14 protein-coding genes, 1 tRNA gene and 1 pseudogene are annotated in these 20,100 nt (G+C 61.6%); 2 read left to right on the plus strand and 14 right to left on the minus strand.

Annotation, left to right across the window (positions count from 1 at the left end; genetic code table 11):
• Nucleotides 1-107: 107 nt before the first annotated feature.
• From AC6IZO_RS08125 to AC6IZO_RS08175, 11 genes and pseudogenes are all read right to left on the minus strand, one after another.
• Nucleotides 108-1,544 (minus strand): efflux transporter outer membrane subunit, encoded by a 1,437-nt coding sequence (locus AC6IZO_RS08125; protein WP_497809797.1) that lies wholly within the window; start codon nt 1,542-1,544, stop codon nt 108-110.
• Entirely contained in the window at nt 1,541-4,699 is a 3,159-nt protein-coding gene (locus AC6IZO_RS08130; protein WP_497809799.1) for an efflux RND transporter permease subunit, read from the minus strand. The genes AC6IZO_RS08125 and AC6IZO_RS08130 overlap by 4 nt, the downstream gene beginning before the upstream one ends.
• Nucleotides 4,700-4,701: 2 nt before the next feature.
• The gene (locus AC6IZO_RS08135) at nt 4,702-5,883 is read right to left on the minus strand and encodes an efflux RND transporter periplasmic adaptor subunit (RefSeq protein WP_497809801.1); all 1,182 of its coding nucleotides are present in this window, start codon (nt 5,881-5,883) and stop codon (nt 4,702-4,704) included.
• A gap of 50 nt (nt 5,884-5,933) precedes the next feature.
• Nucleotides 5,934-6,623, minus strand: a complete 690-nt coding sequence (locus AC6IZO_RS08140; protein WP_497809803.1) for a TetR/AcrR family transcriptional regulator — start codon at nt 6,621-6,623, stop codon at nt 5,934-5,936.
• Nucleotides 6,624-6,863, minus strand: a complete 240-nt coding sequence (locus AC6IZO_RS08145) for a hypothetical protein (RefSeq protein WP_497809805.1) — start codon at nt 6,861-6,863, stop codon at nt 6,624-6,626.
• A 232-nt stretch (nt 6,864-7,095) separates the two neighbouring features.
• A pseudogene (locus AC6IZO_RS08150) lies at nt 7,096-7,674 on the minus strand (nitroreductase family protein).
• A 163-nt stretch (nt 7,675-7,837) separates the two neighbouring features.
• Nucleotides 7,838-7,927 (minus strand) — tRNA-Ser (locus AC6IZO_RS08155).
• A 363-nt stretch (nt 7,928-8,290) separates the two neighbouring features.
• Nucleotides 8,291-9,088 (minus strand): LuxR C-terminal-related transcriptional regulator, encoded by a 798-nt coding sequence (locus AC6IZO_RS08160; protein ID WP_497809807.1) that lies wholly within the window; start codon nt 9,086-9,088, stop codon nt 8,291-8,293.
• Between the two features lie 21 nt (nt 9,089-9,109).
• Nucleotides 9,110-9,427 (minus strand): PilZ domain-containing protein, encoded by a 318-nt coding sequence (locus AC6IZO_RS08165; protein ID WP_497809809.1) that lies wholly within the window; start codon nt 9,425-9,427, stop codon nt 9,110-9,112.
• A 322-nt stretch (nt 9,428-9,749) separates the two neighbouring features.
• The gene (metK, locus tag AC6IZO_RS08170; protein WP_497809811.1) at nt 9,750-10,919 is read right to left on the minus strand and encodes a methionine adenosyltransferase; all 1,170 of its coding nucleotides are present in this window, start codon (nt 10,917-10,919) and stop codon (nt 9,750-9,752) included.
• Between the two features lie 204 nt (nt 10,920-11,123).
• Nucleotides 11,124-12,050 carry a helix-turn-helix domain-containing protein gene (locus AC6IZO_RS08175; protein WP_497809813.1) on the minus strand — a complete coding sequence of 309 codons (927 nt, stop codon included), beginning with the start codon at nt 12,048-12,050 and terminating at the stop codon, nt 11,124-11,126.
• A 395-nt stretch (nt 12,051-12,445) separates the two neighbouring features.
• Here AC6IZO_RS08175 and AC6IZO_RS08180 point away from each other — a divergent pair, with 395 nt between their 5' ends.
• The gene (locus tag AC6IZO_RS08180) at nt 12,446-13,480 is read left to right on the plus strand and encodes a sensor domain-containing diguanylate cyclase (protein ID WP_497809815.1); all 1,035 of its coding nucleotides are present in this window, start codon (nt 12,446-12,448) and stop codon (nt 13,478-13,480) included.
• A gap of 291 nt (nt 13,481-13,771) precedes the next feature.
• On the opposite strand, the gene AC6IZO_RS08185 is transcribed toward AC6IZO_RS08180, so the two are convergent.
• The gene (locus AC6IZO_RS08185; protein ID WP_497809817.1) at nt 13,772-14,632 is read right to left on the minus strand and encodes a hypothetical protein; all 861 of its coding nucleotides are present in this window, start codon (nt 14,630-14,632) and stop codon (nt 13,772-13,774) included.
• Nucleotides 14,633-14,957: 325 nt separating this feature from the next.
• Here AC6IZO_RS08185 and pyrG point away from each other — a divergent pair, with 325 nt between their 5' ends.
• Nucleotides 14,958-16,625 carry a CTP synthase gene (gene pyrG / locus AC6IZO_RS08190; protein WP_497809819.1) on the plus strand — a complete coding sequence of 556 codons (1,668 nt, stop codon included), beginning with the start codon at nt 14,958-14,960 and terminating at the stop codon, nt 16,623-16,625.
• 371 nt (nt 16,626-16,996) lie between these two features.
• Here pyrG and AC6IZO_RS08195 read toward each other — a convergent pair whose 3' ends face one another.
• Together AC6IZO_RS08195 and AC6IZO_RS08200 are read right to left on the minus strand one after the other, a co-directional pair.
• Nucleotides 16,997-18,379 (minus strand): sigma-54-dependent transcriptional regulator, encoded by a 1,383-nt coding sequence (locus tag AC6IZO_RS08195; protein ID WP_497809821.1) that lies wholly within the window; start codon nt 18,377-18,379, stop codon nt 16,997-16,999.
• A gap of 31 nt (nt 18,380-18,410) precedes the next feature.
• Nucleotides 18,411-20,096 carry a two-component system sensor histidine kinase NtrB gene (locus tag AC6IZO_RS08200; protein ID WP_497809823.1) on the minus strand — a complete coding sequence of 562 codons (1,686 nt, stop codon included), beginning with the start codon at nt 20,094-20,096 and terminating at the stop codon, nt 18,411-18,413.
• Nucleotides 20,097-20,100 lie beyond the last annotated feature (4 nt).

A 20,100-nucleotide genomic window follows, 5' to 3' on the forward strand; every position in this document is an offset into this window, starting at 1 on the left:
CGGTCGGCATTCCGGCTCGCTAACGGCTCCATCGTCCGCAATCCCCCCGGCCGCGGACAAGCTTCATACCGACGCGGGCTTTCCATAACGCCCGCGCGGCCAGTGTTCTATTCCTTCCAGCCTCCGCCGAGCGCGTCATAAAGTTGCACAATGGAGAGCAGCTCGTTCTGCTTCGCCGCAGTCAACTCCATCTGCGCGGAGAGGCAGGCGCGGTCGTTGGTCAGCACCTCCAGGTACGAGGATTGCCCGTGCTCAAAGCGCACGCGCGCCAGCTGCAGCGCGTCGGCCGCCGCACTCACAATCTTCTCCTCGCCCTGCCGGTACTCGTGATACTTGCGATAGGCCACCAGCGACTTCGATACGTCGCGAAACGCCGAGGCAATCGTCTTGCGGTAACTCAGCTCAGCCTGCCGCTGCTGAGACTCGGTGACCTTCACGCTGTTGCGAATGCGTCCGGCGTTGAAGATGGGGACGCTGACGGTGGGCCCGTAGTTCCACACGTAGCTGGAACCGGTGAACAGGCGCGAGAGCGCGTTGCTGTCCGTGCCGGTGGCGCCCGTAAGCGCAATCTGCGGGAAGTACGCGGAGCGCGCCACGCCAATCTCGGCGTTGGCGGCGACCATCACCGCCTCGGCCTCGCGTATGTCAGGCCGCCGCTCCAGCAGTTCAGAGGGCACACCCGCAGGAACCTCCGGCAGGCGCGGTTGCTGGTCAATGCTCATGCCGCGCGCAACGGAGTGCGGCTGCTCGCCCAGCAGCGTGCACAACGAGAATTCCTGCTGTGCACTCTGGCGTTCAAGGTCGGTGATCTGCGTCTGTGCCGAGTAGACAAGTTGCTCGGCCTCGCGCACGTCGAGCATGGTGGCCGAGCCTCCAGCCTCGAGATCGCGCGTCAACTGCAATGACTCCTGGCGTGTCTTCAGCGTCTGCCTGGCAATCTCCAACTGCATGTCGAGCGTGCGGAGCTGAAAGTATCCCGTGGCGATATCTGCCACCACTGTGGCCCGCACCGCGCGCTGCGCCCACTCGGTGCCCAGCAGTTGCGCGCGCGCCGCTTCGGTGGCCATGCGGTAGCGCCCCCAGAAGTCCAGGTTCCACGCCGCCGACAGCCCCAGCTTGCCAAAGTTCATCTCCACCGGCTTCGGGTTGGAGCCCATCTCGCCCTTGGCAAACTGCTGGCTGCTGAGGGCGGCCGAGCCGTTCAGCGTGGGCAACTGGTCCGCCCGCGTGATGCCCACCTGCGCCTGCGCTTCCAGCACGCGCTCGGCGGCCAGCCGCGCATCAAAGTTCTGCGCCAGCCCCTTGCGGATCAGCTCCTGCAACTGCGGGTCGCCGAAAACCGTCCACCACTTCTCTTCCCCAAGGCTCCTGGCCGCTGCCTGCGTTGCTTGCGATGCGGCCGGGGTTGCCGCCCCCTGATATTCCGGCGGCGTGCTCACGGCGGGGCGCGCGTAGGGTTTGCCCACGCGGCAGCCTGCCAGCGAAAGTGTTGCCATCAACATCAGTGCTACGGCCGTGGCCTTCGCAGAGAGTATCCTTCTCATCTTTCACCTTCCACTTGTGCCTGAGCCGCAGGTGTGGCGCTTCCGCGCAGACGCCTGGACAGGTTCTCCACGATGACGAAACAGACCGGAACCAGAAAAATGCCGATCAGCGAAGCCGCCAGCATGCCGCCAATGCAGGTTGTGCCCAGCGTGCGCCGAGCCTCGCCGCCCGCGCCCCTGGCGACCCACAGCGGCACGCAGCCAAGGATGAAGGCGAAGGCCGTCATCAGGATGGGGCGGAGACGCAAACGGGCGGCGGCCAGCGCAGCTTCAATCGGCGGCGTACCCGCGTCCATGTGCGCTTTGGCGTATTCCACGATCAGGATGGCGTTCTTTGCTGCCAGCCCGATCAACATGACCATGCCGATCTGCGCGTAGGTGTTGTTTTCCAGCGAGCGCGACCACAGCGCCAGGTAGCCGCCGAAGAACGCGATGGGGGTGCTCAGCAGCACGCTGAACGGCAGCGTCCAACTCTCGTACTGTGCTGCCAGAATCAGGAAGACGAAGACCAGCGAGAAGCCGTAGGTCATCATCGCGGAGGTGCCTTTCTGCGCCTCCTTCTCCTGGTACGAGATGCCCATGTAGTCATAGCCCATGTTCGAGAGCATGGTCTGGCGGAAGACCTCTTCGAGCGCCGCCATCACCTGCCCGGAGCTGTAGCCGGGCTTGGCCGTCACAAGAATCTGTGACGAGTTGTACTCGTTGTAGCGCATGTTGAATTCTGGCCCGGTAATGCGCTTGATGCTGACCAATGAGCTGAGCGGCACGGGTGTTCCCTTGTTCGATTGCACGTAGAAGCGCCCGATGTTGTCGATGTTGGCGCGCGAATCGGCGTCGGCCTCGATGTAGGTCTGCCACTGGCGTCCGAAACGGTTGAAGTAGTTGACCAGGTAGCCGCCCATAAAGGTCTGCATGGTCTGGTAGACGTCGTTCAGGTTTACGCCTTGCTGCATGACCTTGGCGCGATCCACCTCCACGTTGATCTGCGGCACGTGCGGCAGCGCCGTGGTAGCAGCCATGGCAACTTCCGGACGCTTGCGGACCGCATCCATGAAGCGGTCGGTATTGGTCGCCAGGTACTCGGTGTCAAGGCTGCCCGAGCGGTCTTCGAGCACGAAGTTCACGCCGCCGGCGGTGCCAATGCCCGGAATCGCGGAAGGCACAATGCCGAAGGCGATGCCGTCGCGTATGTTCTCCGGCAGCGAAAGGACGGCTCTGCGGATGACTGCATATTGCTCGTCCTTCCGTGTGCGGTCCGACCAGTCTTTGAAGTCGATAAAGAAGAACGCGTTGTAGGTGCTCTGCGTGGTGCTGAGCAGGTTGAAGCCGAGAATGGACGACACGCCTGAGACCCCGGGCGTGTGCAGCAGCACATCCTCCACCTGCCGTGCAGCGTCCGAAGTGCGGCTCAAAGACGATGCATACGGCAACTGGAGGCTCGCCATCATGAAGCCTTGATCCTCTTCCGGAAGGAACGAACCCGGCAGATGGTCACCCACCAGGAAGCCCACCGCGGCGCAGACAACCAACAACGCTACCGAGAGCAGCGAGCGACGGATGAACAGCGACGAGGTTTGCAGATAGCTTTCCGTGCCCCGGCTGAACGTGCGGTTGAACCAGCCGAAGAAGCCGCCCAGCACGCCACCGGCTTTCTGCTTCGGCTTGAGCAGCAGCGCGCACAGCGCAGGGCTGAGCGTGAGTGCGTTGAAGGCCGAGAACAGAACCGAGATGGCAATGGTGACGGCGAACTGCTGATAGAGCCGTCCCTTGATGCCCGCGATAAATGCCGTTGGGATGAAGACCGCCGCCAGGATGAGTGCGATGGCGATGACCGGGCTGGAAACTTCCTCCATGGCCTTGAACGCGGCATCCTTCGCGGTCATTCCTTCTTCCATGTGGTGTTCCACGGCCTCCACCACCACGATGGCGTCATCCACCACCAGTCCGATGGCCAGCACCAGGCCGAACAGCGACAGCGTGTTGATGGTGAAGCCCAGCATTGGGAAGACGACGAACGTACTGATGAGCGAGACCGGCACGGCCAGCAGCGGAATCAATGTAGCGCGCCAGCTTTGCAGGAAGATGTAGACGACGAGGATGACCAGCAGAATGGCGACCACCAGCGTTAGCACAATTTCATGGATGCCAGCGTTGACCGACTTGGTCGCGTCGTGCGAGACCACGTAGCTCATGTCCTGCGGAAAGCTCTTGGATATCTTGTCGATCTCGGAGCGCGCATTCTTCACGGCCTGCACGGCGTTCGAGCCCGGCAATTGATAGATGGCGATGCCTGCCGCGGGCTGGCCGTTCAAGCGGCTGCGCACGTTGTAGGTCTGCGCGCCCAGTTCTACGCGTGCCACGTCGCGCAGCCGCACAATCTGACCGTTCTGCGAGGCGCGCAGCACGATGTCTCCGAACTGCTCCTCGGTCACCAGGCGGCCGTCGGAGCGCACCGCGTAGGTGAGTTGCTGCCCTTGCTGAATCGGCTCGCCGCCCACCTGCCCCGCGGGGTGCACCGCATTCTGCGCCTGTATGGCCGCGCTGATTTGCGACACCGTGATGCCAAGCTTGGCCAACTGATCAGGCTTCACCCACACGCGCATGGCGTACTGGCCCGAGCCTAGCACCTGCACGCGGCCAATGCCCTCCACGCGCGAGAGCTGGTCGACCATGTTGATGTAGGCGTAGTTCGCCAAGTAGCGGTCGTCGTAGCTGCCCTTGGGCGAGATGACGTTGACGATCATCAGCGGCGAAGACAGCGCCTTCTGCACCGTCACACCGGAGGCTGTTGTCTCCATGGGCAGCTGCGCGGCGGCCTGCGAGTAGCGCAGCTGCGTCAGAATCTGGTCGACGTTCGGATCGGTGCCATGTTTGAAGTTGACGGTCAGCTCCGTGTTGCCGGAGTTTGAGTTGACCGAATACATGTAGTTCATGTGGTCGACGCCGCTCATCTGCTGCTCAATCGGCGTGGCCACGGCCTGGGTCATGGCGCTGGTATCCGCGCCGGGGTAAACCGCGCGCAGCAGAATCTCCGGCGGCACAATGTCGGGATATTCGGAGGTTGGCAGGCGAAACATCGCCACCAATCCAACGATGACCATAATGATGGAAATGACGATGGCGAAGACCGGGCGGCGAATGAAGAACTTCGACATGACTACCGTGCTCCCTGCGCCGATGTATTCTCAGCAACAGCGTGCACCGTAATCGGTCCGGCAATCTTCGTGTTGCCCTCCGTCACCACCACATCACCGGCATTCACTCCACCGGTGATGATCCAGTCACTGCCGACCTGTTTACCCACCGTCACCAGACGCGGCTGCGCCATGTTGCCTTTGCCAACGACCACCACAAGATGCTTGCCCTGCTGATCCAGCACCGCGCGCTGCGGCACCAGCACCGCGTTCTTCTGCACGCCGGTCATGGCGCGAACCTTGGCAAACTGTCCCGGGCGCAGCAGGTTTGAGGGGTTGGGAAATTCCCCGGCAATCGTGATGGTGCCGGTGGAGTTGTCCACACCACGGTCGACGAAGATGATGGTTCCCTTCTCCGGGTAGACCTGTCCGTTGGCCAGCATCAGCTCCAGCGGAATCATCTTCTTGCCGCTCAGCAGATCGGCCGCGCCTTGACGCTTGGCCGATTCCGACAGGTCGAGGTACTCCTGCTCGCTGATGGAGAAGAACGCCTTGATCGGGCTCACCTGTGACACGGTCGTCAGCGGCGTGGCGGTGTTCACCAAGTTGCCGACCTGCACGTTGGCCTTGCCGGCAATGCCATCAATCAGCGAACGCACCTTGGTCCAGCCGAGGTTGAGCTGCGCCATGCGCACGGCCGCTTCGTCGGTCTTGACCACGCCCGCGAACTGCGCGGCCTGCTGCGTGTCGGTATCGAGTTGGCTCTGCGCCATCGCGTGGGCCTTCACCAGCGGCGTGTCGCGCTGCACGTTGATCTGTGCCAGTTCCAGCTGCGCCTTGGCCTGCGCCAGCTGCCCCTTGGCCTGATCGAGCGCCGCCTCAAACGAGCGCGGATCAATTTCAAACAGCACGTCTCCCTTGTGAACCTGCTGGCCCTCGCGATAGTGCTGCTGCACCAGATAGCCGGAAACCTGCGGCTGAATCTGGGCGTTCACAAAACCGTCCAGGTTGCCGACCCACTCGCCATAGATGGGAACATCGCGCTGCCCAGCCGTGGCCACGGCCACTTCCAGCGGAGGCCGTGCGCTGGTCCCGGCCGCTTTGCTGTGGCATGCCGTTCCGCACAGCACGCTGCCAAGCACCGCCAGTGAAATTGAAAGGATGCAAACACACTTCGAGTACCGTTTTACGACGAACAAATCCATACCCCTTTTCCAGGATCTTCATGCGGCCAGGCACAACTGCCGTGAGACTTTTAGCGAGGTGGGCGGTCGGCAAGACCGCGGACGCCAGCCAGAACGAAGCGGAAGATCTGCTCGATCGTCCGTTCCGGATCGGCCTTTCCCCGTTCCGGCTCTGGGGAGAGGCGCGCGTCCAGCCGCTGTTGCGGCGTCCGGTTGACACAAATTGAAATCAACGTGCTCGCGGAGAGCCGAACCAACGGGGAGTTGGCGCGGCAGTGCAACAGTTCGCGCATGATGCTCTCGGCAATCCCGTGCATCGGGCGCGTGGCTTCCACAATGATCTCCGCCTGCTCTTCGTGGAGTTCCAAAATCTCCCGCGCCAGGAACAGGCGCTGCCATGCCTCCTCCGGACGCGCGCCGTGTTCTTTCAGCACATAGCGGATGAACGCCCGAAGCCGCTCCTCCGCCGAGCCGCTGGCGCAGCGCTCGCGAAGTTCCTGCACGGTCTTTCCGGTGATCGTGCGCATTACCGTCCGGTACAGTTCGCGCTTGTCTCCGAAGTAGTAATTGACGGCGGCCACATTGGCCCCGGCACGATCGGTGATCTGGCGGACCGTCGCGGCTTTGTAGCCAATCTCGGCAAAAACGCGACCGGCGGCCTCCAGCAGACGCTGCCGCGTCACTTCGGGACGTGCCGTCGAGAGCAAAGTACATGGCTCCGTGCCGCCTGCAGGCGTCTTTGTTTCCAGCAATGCACCCATCTAGCGTTCCGCCTTCACCCAGGCAATCGCCGCCTGCAGTGTGGCCGCTTCCTGCAGCAAGGCATCCATCAGGTGGTTCAGAAGCCGGTCGCGCTCTGCCACACTGAGACCCCGCGTGGCATCGCGCAGCAGCGCGTGATACTCTCTCGTCCGCTCCCTGAGCGTAATATCGCCGCCCGCACGCAGCACCTTCTGCTGCTTGCGATTCTCCAGAACGTCGCCGATTGCCCACACGTCCATCCCTGCTCCACGTTTACCGTGCCGCCGGGCGCCGGGGCAGGAAGCTCCAAGCCGTCGCTCGACTGATATATATGTATATATAACATAATTTCAGGATTCGTAAAACAAACGTTTCATTGAAACAGTTCCATGCCCCACCGCCGCATCGCCTCTTACGCGGGCGCAGGAACGCAAAAGGCCCGCACCGGAGCGCTTTCACGCTGCCAGTGCGGGCCTCGAGTTTTCTGCACCGCTACTTTTGCGGCTCGTTGAACCTGGTGAAATAGGGCTTGCGCGGAATGCCCGAACTTGTGCGTTCGCGTTCCGGGTGGCCAAGAATGATGGGCGCCACGAGCGTGTATCCCTCGGGAATGGCCAGTTCGCGCTTGATCTCCTCGGTATCGAAGATGCGATGTGCGAAGCCGATCCAGCAGCTCCCCAGCTTGTCCTCTTCCGCCAGCAGCATCAGGTTATAGGCCACCATCGTACAGTCGTATGTCTTCCAGTAGGTGGCATTACTGCCGTAGACGATGACGAGCGTCCCGGCGTTATAGAAGATGTTGAACTCCGGGTTCTGGAGCATGGTGGCGTACTGCTCCAGGTAGGGCGTGGTCGCCAGTTCGGCCAGCAGCTTCTGCTTGCAAAGATCGCTGTAACGCTTCAGCGTGGCGCGGTCCTAGATGATGGCAAATCCCCACGACTGCTGGTTCGAACCGCTCGGCGCCCATACGGCGTCGGCAATCAGCGACTCCACCTCGGCGCGCGTCAATTCCTGCTCAGAATATGCGCGGCAACTGCGGCGCTCGTGAATCAGCTTGCGAATGCTCTCCATGATGTCTCCATTCCTGCGATCTTAAGAATGGCTCCAGCTTAGGCCACGCGCGGAAATTCGACAAAACGGTCCATCGTGAAAGTACAAAGATGTGCGCCTGAACGCTAAGCACGGTGTCGAGCAAAGGATAGAAGGGAAACAGGAGTGCGCGAAGAGGAAGTTCTGGCGGAGAGACAGGGATTCGAACCCTGGATACAGTTTCCCGTATACACGCTTTCCAAGCGTGCGCCTTCAGCCACTCGGCCATCTCTCCGCGCCAGTTTGCACTGCGGGACCGCGCCTTGCGCGCGGGGCTGGTGTTGCGCCGCAGGGCGCAACGAATTCTATTGTAACGTAAGCGCGCGCTTTCGTCGCGCCAACCTCAACGCAGGAATCCACAGCTTTTGCACGGTCCTGCGGAATTGCACCCATGAATGCCATCGCTTCCCTTCCTCTCGCGTACATTTCGGGCAGCACTCGCGACGTGCCTACCACGCACACGTGGAGCAGTTCTGCACATCGCAATTTCACTGAAGGGAAGAAAAAAGGGGAGGACCCAGAAGAGGAGAATCAAAAATCAGCGCATGCAGCATCGGACGCCGCGCGCCCTGCCAGCGCGCTGACGCGGATGCGTGTGTTACTGCTTGGGTGTGGCCACGGCTTCCGCCGTTGCTTCGGCGGTCGGCAATGTTTTTCCGTCGTTGACCTCGGCAAGAATGACGCCGTCGGCGCGGCGCGCGCCTTCCAGCAGCCGGTGGTGCATGCAGTAGAGCGCCAGTTCCAGACGGTCGCTCACGCCCAGCTTGTCGTAGACCTTGCGCAGGTAATTCTTCACCACCTGCTCGGTGGTGCCCACTTCGGCGGCAATGTCCTTGTTGCGCATGCCCTGCGTCACGCCGGAAATGATTTGGATCTCCTTCGGCGTGAGCTTGACGCGGTTGCGCGGTGAGGTAAGCTGCGCGGCCTGCGCGCGGTAAGCCTCAATCACCCAGTTGACGCCCTGGTTGTCCAGCCAGGTTTCGCCCAAGTTCACTTTGCGGATGCACTTGATCAGCAGATCGGGCGAGATGGAGCGCGTGACGATGCCGCGCACGCCCCGGCGAAAATAATCGACCGTGGTCTCCTCCGCCATTTCAGAGACGACGAGGATGATCTTCAATCCGGGTGCCAGGCGCAGGGCCTCACTCACGGCCTCGGCCGGCTTGTCGGCCAGCGCCGTTTCAAACAGCAGCACGTCGGCCGCAAAGCGGGCAACGCTGGAGATCATCTGGGAGCTGTCTTCGGCCTGTGCCACCACGCGCAAGTCGTCTTCCAGCGCAAAAATCTTCCGCATTCCCACGCGGAAGATGGGTTCGCTATCGGCCAATATGACGCGGATGGGAGTGACGTCCTCCCCGTTCGAGTCCTGTGGGCGGCCGGCCTGTTCTTCGGCCATAAACCGTTCTGGCTCCCGGTGCTAGGAATTCCGGGCGAAGGAGTAGTCTTCGATGATTGCTGCAATCGAGAAACAGCCTTCTCCCGTTGCTTTGCAGCGTACCACGCGACCAGTGCACTTCACTAGAACATCTTTGGGTGCGCCAATCACGTGCGCTGGCATCGTCAGCGTGAACTCCAGGCGCGTACCGACTTCCTGGCAGATGTCGGTTTCCAGCAACACTCCGCCGGCAGAAATATCCTGCGTCTTCGCCTTGTGCAACTGCTGGTTCACCATCAGGGACACCGGCAGGTGGAGGGGAAAACGTACGGCCGAACGCATTTCGGTCAGGACGGTCATCACCGGAAAAGCATAGCGTTGCCCACCCGGAAGGCCAAATTACCAAAGACGTTTGGGCCATCTACTTTGGTAATTCGTCACAGGTAGCTGACGTAACTTGCAAGAACTCCTGCAAAATCACCGGTGTACAGTTAGCAGCATGTGATCGGGCATGGTACCGGAAGCGGCAGCCACCCGGCGCCAGCAATTTTCTCTTTGTCGTGCGCGCAAGACAAAGAGAGGCCACACACCGTGCAGAGTCGCGGCCCTGGCGCATTCCCATCGGCAAAAGAAAAAGGCCGCAGCGGAGGGTATCCGTCGCGGCCCTGGAAATTACGAACGACTACTTGCTGGCGGCAGCCTTCAGACCGGCAGCGGCGCGCAGCGCCTCCGCCTTGTCGGTGGCTTCCCAGGTAAATTCCTTCTCGGTGCGGCCGAAGTGACCATAGGCAGCCGTCTTGCGGTAGATCGGGCGGCGCAGGTCCAGCGACTCGATGATGCCCTTGGGCGTCAGCTTGAAGTTGTCGCGCACGATCTGCTGCAGCTTTTCGCGCTCGATCTTGCCGGTGCCGAAGGTCTCAACCAGCACGCTGACCGGCTCGGCCACGCCGATGGCGTAGGCAAGCTGCACTTCGCAGCGGTCGGCCAGGCCGGCAGCCACAATGTTCTTGGCAATGTAGCGCGCCATGTAAGCCGCCGAGCGGTCGACCTTGGTCGGGTCCTTGCCGCTGAACGCGCCGCCACCGTGACGGCCCATGCCGCCGTAGGTGTCGACGATGATCTTGCGGCCGGTCAGGCCGGTGTCACCCATCGGTCCGCCGATGACAAAACGGCCCGTCGGGTTGATGTGGTACTTGGTGTCGGCATCGAGCAGGTTGGCCGGGATCACGGCCTGAATGACGTGCTTCAGAATGTCGGCGCGCAGTTTATCGTTGCCGATGTTCTCGGCGTGCTGCGTGGAGATGACAACGGCGTCCACGCGCTGCGGCTTGCCCGCGGCATCGTATTCCACCGTCACCTGGCTCTTGCCGTCCGGACGCAGATAGTCGAGCAGGCCGTTCTTGCGGACTTCCGACAGGCGGCGGGTCAGCTTGTGCGCCAACGAAATCGGCATCGGCATCAGCTCTTCGGTCTCGTTCGCGGCGTAACCGAACATCATGCCCTGGTCACCGGCGCCGCCGGTGTCCACGCCCATGGCGATGTCGCCCGACTGCTTGTTGATGGTGGAAATCACCGCGCAGGTGTTCGAGTCAAATCCGTAGAGGGCGTTGTTATAGCCGATCGAAGCCACCACACCACGCACCAGGCTCTGGAAGTCGACATAGGCCTTGGTCGTGATTTCGCCCGCGATCACCACCAGTCCGGTGGCAGTCAGCGTTTCGCAGGCAACGCGGCTGTAAGGATCCTGGGCAAGGCATTCGTCCAGAATGGCATCAGAAACTTGATCAGCAATCTTGTCGGGGTGCCCCTCGGTCACTGATTCCGACGTAAACAGAAAACGGTTCGACGACAATGGAAAGTCCTCCTGGTGTTCCTCGGGACAATTCAGGCTGGTATCTCGTTGGCAGCCACAGTTGCGGAACTGTAACCAGTGTACCGGGCGCAGAATGTGATCCGCAACCATTTAGGCCCCAAATCCGCCCTGCGAGCAGCGAACGGCGCACCCGGCTCAGGGAAGGGTCTGAATGTGGTTTGAACGGAAAAATGCAGTCCCGGGTTATTGCTCGGTCACGCCTTCGGTGGTGAAGACCACCATCTTGCGCTTGCCGGATTCCGGCCACGGCGCCAGCTTCTTGCCGTTGTAGGTCACCACCAGCGCGGCCGGGTTCCCGGTAACAAGGAGAATCTTCTTCTGGCCGCGATAGCTGCGCGACTTCTCCGTGTCGCTCTTCGGATCGAGCGTCAACTGGTCGGTCTGCTTGCCATCGACGGCGATGGAGATCCAGCTTCGCGTAGTGGCTTCCACGTGCAGTTCCACGGGAGCGCCCGGCGTTGCCGGCTTCTCTTCCGCCACGGCAGGCTGCGCCGGAGTGGTGCCGGCGGCATTCGCGTCAGGAGTATTCGTTGCAGGAGTTTGTGTGGCGTTCGCGTCGGTGGAAGGCTGCAACAACGGACTGTTTTGCGGAATTGCCTGCTGGGGCTGGGCCTGCGTGGGCGGCTGCGTCTGCTGGGCCGTCTGCGGCTCCGCCACCAGTTTGAGCACCATGGCGCGGATGGCTCCGTTATGCCAGCCGTAGTAACCGACGCCCATCAGCACGAGCAGCACAATGGCCATCACGGCCCAAGCCACGCCGTGCGACTGGCTGCTTACGCCCGAGGCTTGCAGGTCGCGCTGGTGTGCGTTTTCCACCTGCTGCGAGAGAGCCTGAAAATTATCGTGGTCGGCGAGTTCGCCTGCGGCGACAACGTAGTCTGCCACGGCCTGTTCTTCATCGATGCCGACATAGCGCGCATAGGCGCGCACGAATCCCTTGTTGAAGATTCCACCTGGAAGCTGATCGAAATGCTCTTCTTCCAAAGCGCGCAGCAACCGCGTACCGATCTTGGTTGCAGTGGCGATCTCCTCCAGGGAAATCGATCGTAATTCGCGCTCGCGCTTGAGTTTTTCTCCAAACGAACCCACAACAAGGCCCCTGTCGGTCATGATTTCATCCAGAATTCAGCCGTTCACTGCATCATATTTTTCCACAACCGCTGCCGTCAATGGAAACCACACTCTAAGAATCGTTTTTTCAGCAGCTTGGCCACTCGGTAGTACATTGGCATTCTGCTTACTCCCCATAAGTGCCTTGCCACATTCCATGACCGCCTGCTCCGGGCTTTGCACCCCACGCCCGGCAGCGCCCCTCTCCCGGAGGTCACCACAGTACGTTCCGGGGCCACCCGAAAGGGCTAGCCTTCTCTGACACTTGACGGAAGCCGGTATTCCTGACAATGTAATCCCACGAATCTGCACCGGCCCAAAAGCAACAACGTGCCCATTGAGGGCTGACTGCCGCCTGCAAGGAGATGATCGCTTTCGCGACGAGCATTTCAAGTATGGATACCAAGCGGAAACTACCCGAGCTTGCCATTCTTCACGACGTCGCGAAGGCTATCACGTCTTCCCTGAACCTTGACTCCATTCTGCAGACCATCATGGACAAGGTTGCCGCCTACTTCCAGCCGGAAAACTGGTCCCTGTTGATGGTGGACGAGGATAAGCAGGAGCTGTACTTCGCCATCGCCGTCGGCGACGCCAGCGAGGCGCTGAAATCGGTCCGCCTGAAGGTGGGCGAAGGCATTGCCGGGTGGGTGGCCAAGCATGGCGAAAGCCTGCTGGTGCCGGACGTAACGCGCGACGAACGCTTTGCCCGCCGCATCGACGAGTTCACCAAGTGGAGCACGCGCTCCATCATCTGCATTCCGCTGCGCTCGCACCATCGCGTCCTCGGCGTCATCCAGCTTGTGAACGTTGACATGGGCGGCTTCGGTAACGAGGAGTTGCTGCTGCTCAGCGCGATGGCCGACTATGCCGCCATCGCCATCGACAACGCGCGCGCCGTCGAGAAAATTCAAGAGCTGACAATCACCGACGATTGCACGGGCCTGTACAACGCCCGGCATCTGTACAAGACGCTGGAGAGCGAGGTCTACCGCTCGGCGCGCTTCGGCTATGAGTTCAGCGTGCTGTTCCTCGACCTCGACCACTTCAAGAACGTCAATGACACGTTCGGCCATCTGGTCGGCAGCAAGCTGCTGGCCGAGATCGGCTACACCATCAAGACGCGCCTGCGCCTGATCGACTTTGCCTTCCGCTACGGTGGAGACGAATTTGTGGTGCTGCTGCCGCAGACGAACAAACAAGCGGCCGCCGTGGTGGCACGCCGCCTGCGCGACATTCTGCGCTCCACCACCTTCCTGCAGTCCGAGGGGCTGAATCTGAACGTGCGCGCCAGCATGGGCGTGGCCACCTACCCTGAGGACGCCCGCACTGCCCATGACCTCATCCGCCAGGCCGACGAGATGATGTACGTGGTCAAGAACTCCACCCGCGACAACATTGCCGTGGCGCAGATGGGGATTGTGCCGTAGGACGGTTTCAAGTTTCCAGTTTCGAGAGGGCCGCGCTTATGCGCGGCCTTTCTGCTGCCCGCATCGTTCAGGATGACAGGGGTAAATACGCGTCCTCTGAGTAGTGCGGAAAACAGCAGATCCTTCGTCGCTGCGCTCCTCAGGATGACGCATCGTGGGGGACTGCACCCAAAGAAAAAGGCCAGCGCCACGCTGACCTTTCAACCTTCCGAAACCTTACGACACTTTTCGAAACCTCTGCGCTTCCATTCAAGAACTCGAAACTTGAAATCTAAATGCGAAACTTCTCCCCTACCTCTCGTACGCGAAATCCCACACGTACAGGTTCATCTCCTGCGCGGAGAGCATCTCGACCACGGCGTATTCGCCCGGCTCCATGGCGTCGAGCGGAATGAGCTTGACCCAGTTGCCGCTGAACTTTTCGGCGCGCGAGCCAATCACGTTTTCCTGGCGGCTCACCTTGCCATAAAAGGTGGTCTTGCTGGCGGCCAGCACGCGGGTGTCGCGGCGTGTGCTCTCCAGCCGCACAATGTGGAAGCGGTCGCCCGGATCGAGCTTGGAGGTAAAGCCCTCGCCGTCGATGTTGATGTAAATCTCCGGAGCGGGCGTATGCACGCGCAAACTGGCGTGCGCGCCCTTGAGTTCAAAGGTCTGCTTGCTGCCTGCCAGCGGGTTGATGGCCGCGCGCAGAATGTTTCCGGCGGTGTTCTTGTTCAGCTCGCTGCCGGCCTGCACCAGTTCCACGGCCTTCGGGCGGCCGTCCACCTCGTCCAGCACCCAGACGCCGCCTTCGACGGGCAGCCGCACGCCGGGCGCGACCGAGGGAGTCTGCGCCAGCATCTCGCGGCGCTCGGCCTCCTCTTCCTCGCTGAATTTGCGCAGCGCGGGGCTGGTCTTCGGCTTGTTCCACTCCTCAGTGGCCTTCCAATCCACCAGTGAGGACGGCAGTTCCTCCCACTCGCCACGTTCGGCGCTGAGGTAGCGCACACGGTCGCCTTCCATCTTGTATTCGCGCACCGCCTGGTAGTTGCCGTCCTTGAGGATGAGCCGCTTGCCGACCTGCGCCATGGCCGCCGCGCACAACAGCAGCACGCCCGTCAGCAGCAGCCAGCGCCCGAATCTGGTTCGCCACGATTTGCCCGCTCGAATCATGCAGGCATTCTAGCCCGGAAGTGGCGGCTCCGGGAATGCGCGCCGAATTCTGCGGAAAAGGCAGGAGCCACCTCACGGAAAACTGAGTGCCTCAGGGAGAACATTCGGCGGGCAGACCGCGCGCCGGTAACGGCGGGAAGCCGCCATTTTCCACGCTGTTTTCCCTGGGGCATTGGCCACCCGGACGGGGTTCGCGGTGTAAACATTTTCCACGAGAAATGTTTACGCCGGGGTCAGCTTGTCAGCCAGGCCACATTCCGCGATAATTGGTTGTGCACCCCTCTAGACGTCACAAGTCCATACACAATTTGAAGACGAGGAAGCAATGTCGGCAAAGTTCATCTTTGTGACGGGCGGAGTTGTATCGTCGCTGGGCAAAGGCTTGGCGGCGGCCTCCATTGGCGCTCTGCTGGAAGCGCGTGGCCTGAAGATCAATATGCAGAAGTTTGACCCGTATCTGAACGTCGATCCGGGCACCATGTCGCCATTCCAGCATGGCGAGGTTTTTGTCACCGACGACGGCGCGGAGACCGATCTTGACCTCGGCCACTACGAGCGTTTTACCCACGCACGGCTCTCGCGCGACAACAACCTGACCACCGGCCGCATCTACGAGCAAATCATCGCCAAGGAGCGCCGCGGCGACTATCTCGGCAAGACCGTGCAGGTCATTCCGCACGTCACCAACGAGATAAAAGCCGCCATGCACAAGCTGGGCGACGCGCCGGATACCGACGTGGTCATCTGCGAGATTGGCGGCACGGTTGGCGACATCGAGTCGCTGCCGTTCATCGAGGCCATCCGCCAGATGCGCCAGGAACTGGGCCGCGACAACACCCTGTTCGTCCACGTGACGCTGGTGCCGTGGATTGCCGCCGCCGGCGAGCTGAAGACCAAGCCGACGCAACACTCCGTGAAGGAACTGCTCTCGGTCGGCATTCAGCCGGACATCCTTATCTGCCGCACCGACCGCTTCCTCTCGCCGGACATCAAGGGAAAGATCGCGCTGTTCTGCAACGTGGAGCAGGCGGCTGTCATCACCGGCCGCGACGTGGAATCAATCTACGAGTGCCCGCTCAGCTTCCACTCGGAAGGAGTGGACGGACTGGTGGTGAAGTACCTGCGGCTGAATGCTCCGGAGCCGGACCTGAAGCTGTGGGAAGACCTTGTGCACCGCGCCTACAACCCGGCCGATGAAGTGCTCATCGGCATTGTGGGCAAGTATGTGGAGTACGAGGACAGCTACAAGAGCCTGAAGGAAGCGCTGGTGCACGCCGCGCTGAACTACAACCTGAAGCTCCGCGTGCAGTGGATTGAGGCCGAGGGCCTGGAGACCGCCGACGACAGCTACCGCCAGCAGATGGAAGGCTACGACGGCATCCTGGTGCCGGGCGGCTTCGGCAAGCGCGGCATTCTGGGCATGCTGAACGGCATCCGCTACGCCCGCGAGGAAAAGGTGCCGTACTTCGGCATCTGCCTGGGCATGCAGACCGCCTGCATTGAGTTTGCGCGCAACGTGTGCAAGCTGGGAGACGCAAACTCCACGGAGTTCGATCCGGCGACGCCGCACCGCGTCATCTACAAGCTGCGCGAGTTGCGCGGTGTGGAGGAGCTGGGCGGAACCATGCGCCTGGGCGCGTGGGAGTGCCATCTGGTGCCGGGCTCGAAAGCCTATGAGGCCTACGGCTCGGAGGTCATCAGCGAGCGCCACCGCCATCGCTACGAGTTCAACCGCGAATACGAAAAGCAGTTGACCGACGCAGGGTTGAGGATCACAGGAAGCTCTCCGGACGGAACCTACGTGGAGATTGTGGAGTTGCCCGATCACCCGTACTTCCTCGGCTGCCAGTTCCACCCCGAGTTCAAGTCAAAGCCGCTGGAGCCGCACCCGCTGTTCAAGTCGTTCATCCACGCCAGCTACGAGAACCGCAAGAAGCGGCTGGCCACCACGAAGGAAGAACACAAGGACCACTTCCTGCGCAGGGGAAAGTAGAAACTCTGGTTTCGAGTTTCAAGTTTCCGGTTTCGAGAGGGAAGCCGGTAAGGTTTCGAGAGGTTTCGAAAAGTGTCGAAAAGTGTCGTAAGGTTTCGGTAGGTTTCGGTAGGTTGAAAAGGCCAGCGCAAAGCGCTGGCCTTTTCTGTTGTGCGCCGGACTTTCTTTACGCTCCGAGCTTCATTTGCGCCGAACTTCGCTTGCGCGCCGAACGGCTGAAGACAGGGCCGCGCGCCGCCCCCTTTGCGATGGGTCATCCTGAGGAGCGCAGCGACGAAGAATCTGCTGTTTCCGCACCTCTTCGCTTGAAACTTGAAACTCACAACTCGCAACTGGAAACCTTACGACACCTTTCGAAACCTGCCGAAACCTTACAGATCGTACTTCTTCATCAGGTGGCGGAAGCTGCGATAGGAGAGGTGCAGCAATTCGGCGGCCTTGGTCTGCACGCCGTTGCAACGGCGCAGCGCGGACTGCAGCAGGCTCTTCTCGATGTCGGCGATGTACTTCTCCATGTCGAGCCCCTGCTGGGGCAGCACCACGCCGGGCGCTCCGGCAAAGCCGTTGCTGGCCGCGGCGGTACGCGCCGCCTGCGACGCCTGTGGCAGGTCGATACGCAGATCCTCGCCGCTCTCCATCGCCACCGCGCGCTCAATCGTGTTCTCTAGCACGCGCACGTTGCCCGGCCAGTCGTAACTCTTGATCATCTGCAGCGCCTCGGGCGAGAGCCGCTGAATCTGCTTGCCCATCTGCACGGCAAACTTCTTGAGGAAGTGGTTGCCCAGCAGCACCACGTCGTCGCCGCGGTCGCGCAGCGGCGGAACCACGATGGGGATGACGCTGAGACGGTAGTAAAGGTCCTCGCGGAACTGCCCTTCGGCCACCTGCTTGTAGAGGTCCTTGTTGGTAGCGGCGATCACGCGCACGTCGATGGGCGTCTCCTGCCCGCCGCCGAGCGGCCGGATGGTGCGCTCCTGCAGCACGCGCAGCAGCTTTACCTGCATGGGCAGCGTGGTCTCGCTGATCTCGTCGAGGAAGATGGTGCCGCCATTGGCCATTTCAAACAGGCCGCGCTTGTTGGCATTGGCTCCGGTGAAGGCCCCTTTGACGTAGCCGAACAACTCGCTTTCCAGCAGCGTCTCCGGAAAGGCGCCGCAGTTGATGCTGACAAAGGCCTCATTGGCGCGGGGCGAGCAGGTGTGCACGGCGCGGGCCACCAGTTCCTTGCCGGTGCCGCTCTCGCCGGTGATGATGACGGTCGAGGTGGTTCCGGCGATGGTGCGGATGGTGTCCTTCAGCTTCTGCATCGCCTCGCTCTCGCCCACCAGGTTGTCGAGCGAGTTGCGGGTAGCCGCGTCGCGCTTGAGCGCCGCGTTCTGCTGGCGGAGAAGCTGCTTGTCCATGGCCAGCGAGACGGCGGTCATCACATCTTCCAGCAGCTTTGGCCCCTTGCGAATGTAGTAGAACGCACCGGCGTTGAGCGCCTCGATGGGCGTCTGCATGTCGTCGACGGCGGTGATCATGATGACCAGCGTGTCGGGAGAAACGCGGCGCGCATACTCCAGCACGTCCATGCCGGTCACTTCCGGCATGCGCACGTCGGTCACCACAACGTCATATAGATTGCTGTCGATCTTGTGCCGCGCCTGGTCGCCGTGCGTGACGGTCTCCACGCGGTGTCCCTGGTTTTGAAACGCGATCTGCAGCATCTGGCAGATGGAGCGTTCGTCATCGCAAACCAGTATGTAGCCCATAATCCCCTTTCACTGCGGACTCCGCCGCCGTCTAGCTGACCGTTCCCGCGCCCGCGTGCTCGCGGCGCTGCGCCACGGCTTCAGCCGGCAGCTTGCGGAAGAACAGCGTGAACTCGGTGCCAATTCCCTGCTCGCTGCGCACGTAAATGCGCGCCTTGTGCGCCTGCACAATCTGGTAGACGATGGCCAGCCCAAGCCCGGTGCCACCCTCGAAGGCGCTCTGGAACGGCTCAAAAATCTTCTCGTTCAAATGCGGTGGAATGCCCGGACCGGTGTCCAGGAAGCTGACACGCCACTCATTGCCCTCGCCGGTCAGGCGCACGGTCAACGAGCGTCCGGTGCGCTGGCTGCTCTTGGAGACGGCGCGCAGCGCGTTCTCGCACAGGTTCCAGAAGACCTGTTGCAGCTTCCCGGCGTCGCCCAGCATCCAGGCCTCATCGGCCTCGAATTGGCGAACAATCTCCACGCCGCCCGCGCTGTTGCTGAGCAGGGTCAGCGTGTCCTCGAGTTTCGAGCGCAACTCCACCGGCCCCATCTCATAGCTGCGGTCGCGCGAGTAGGTGAGGAAGTCGGTGATGATGCGGTTCAGCCGCTCGCTCTCGCTGGTAACAATCTCCACCAGCGCGCGCTGGTCTTCGGTGAGCGTGGCAATGCCCGACAGCACCTTGACCGAACCGGCGATGGAAGACAGCGGGTTGCGGATCTCGTGGGCGATTCCGGCGGCCATCCGTCCAACGGCGGCCAGCCGGTCACGCAATTGCAGTTCGTGCTCCAGCCGGCGCACTTCGGTCAGATCGGAAAAGGTGTAAACGTAGCCGATGGGCTGGGTGCTTCGGGGCAGGTCTCCGTTGCCCGGCAGTTGCAGCGGGCTTACCGAGAAGCCGAAGATCTTTTTCTCGCCGCCCGGAGTATGCGCGCCAATCTCCTGCCGAGCCGCCGGCTCGCCGTTTGCCGGACGCAGCAGCGGACCATCGAAGAGGCTGTCGACGTTGACGCCCTCCAAGGATTCGCCCTCGCGTCCCAGCAGGCGCATTGCCGCAGGATTGGCCAGCTTGATGGAGCCTTCTGCGTCGGTGGTGATCAGCCCGCCGAGAATGGCGTCCACCACAATCTCATGCAGCGCCTGCAGGTCTTCAAGTGCGCCGCGCTGGTCAGCCAGTTCCACGTTGACCTGGCGCAGGCGCGAGGTCAGCCGGTTGCTCAGGTAGGCGATGGTTCCGTAGGCAAACAGGTTGATCAGAATGATCGCCTGCAGCGACTTCGGGTCCGTGTGCGAAACGCCGTACGACGGGATCAGCTCAAAGTAAGTCAGCTCCAGAATGGAGCCGAACATCATGAAGCTGAAGCCCGCCGTCAGGTACGCGCCGGTCTCCGTGAGCAGCGCGCTGGCCAGAATGATGATGAGCGGATAAAGGAAGTTGAACGAAGTGTCGATGCCGCCGGTAACGTAGATGACGACGGTGGCAAACACCAGATCGCTGACCACCTGCGCCTCGGCCAGCCGCGGCGTAAGCAGGCTTCTCCCTGAAGCTGCCCAGAGAAACAGCAGCGACACGGCATACCAGCACAGCATGACGCCGACGAACAACCGCTGATTGACGTTGGTGGTCGTCAGCTCCGTGATGGCCAGTTCGATGACCAGCAGGAAGGTGATGACCAGAATGCGCACCTTGACCAGCCAGTCGATCCAGTTCCGCTCGACCAGGGTACGACGCATGGGA

The organism is Oryzophilus luti, assembly GCF_059726245.1.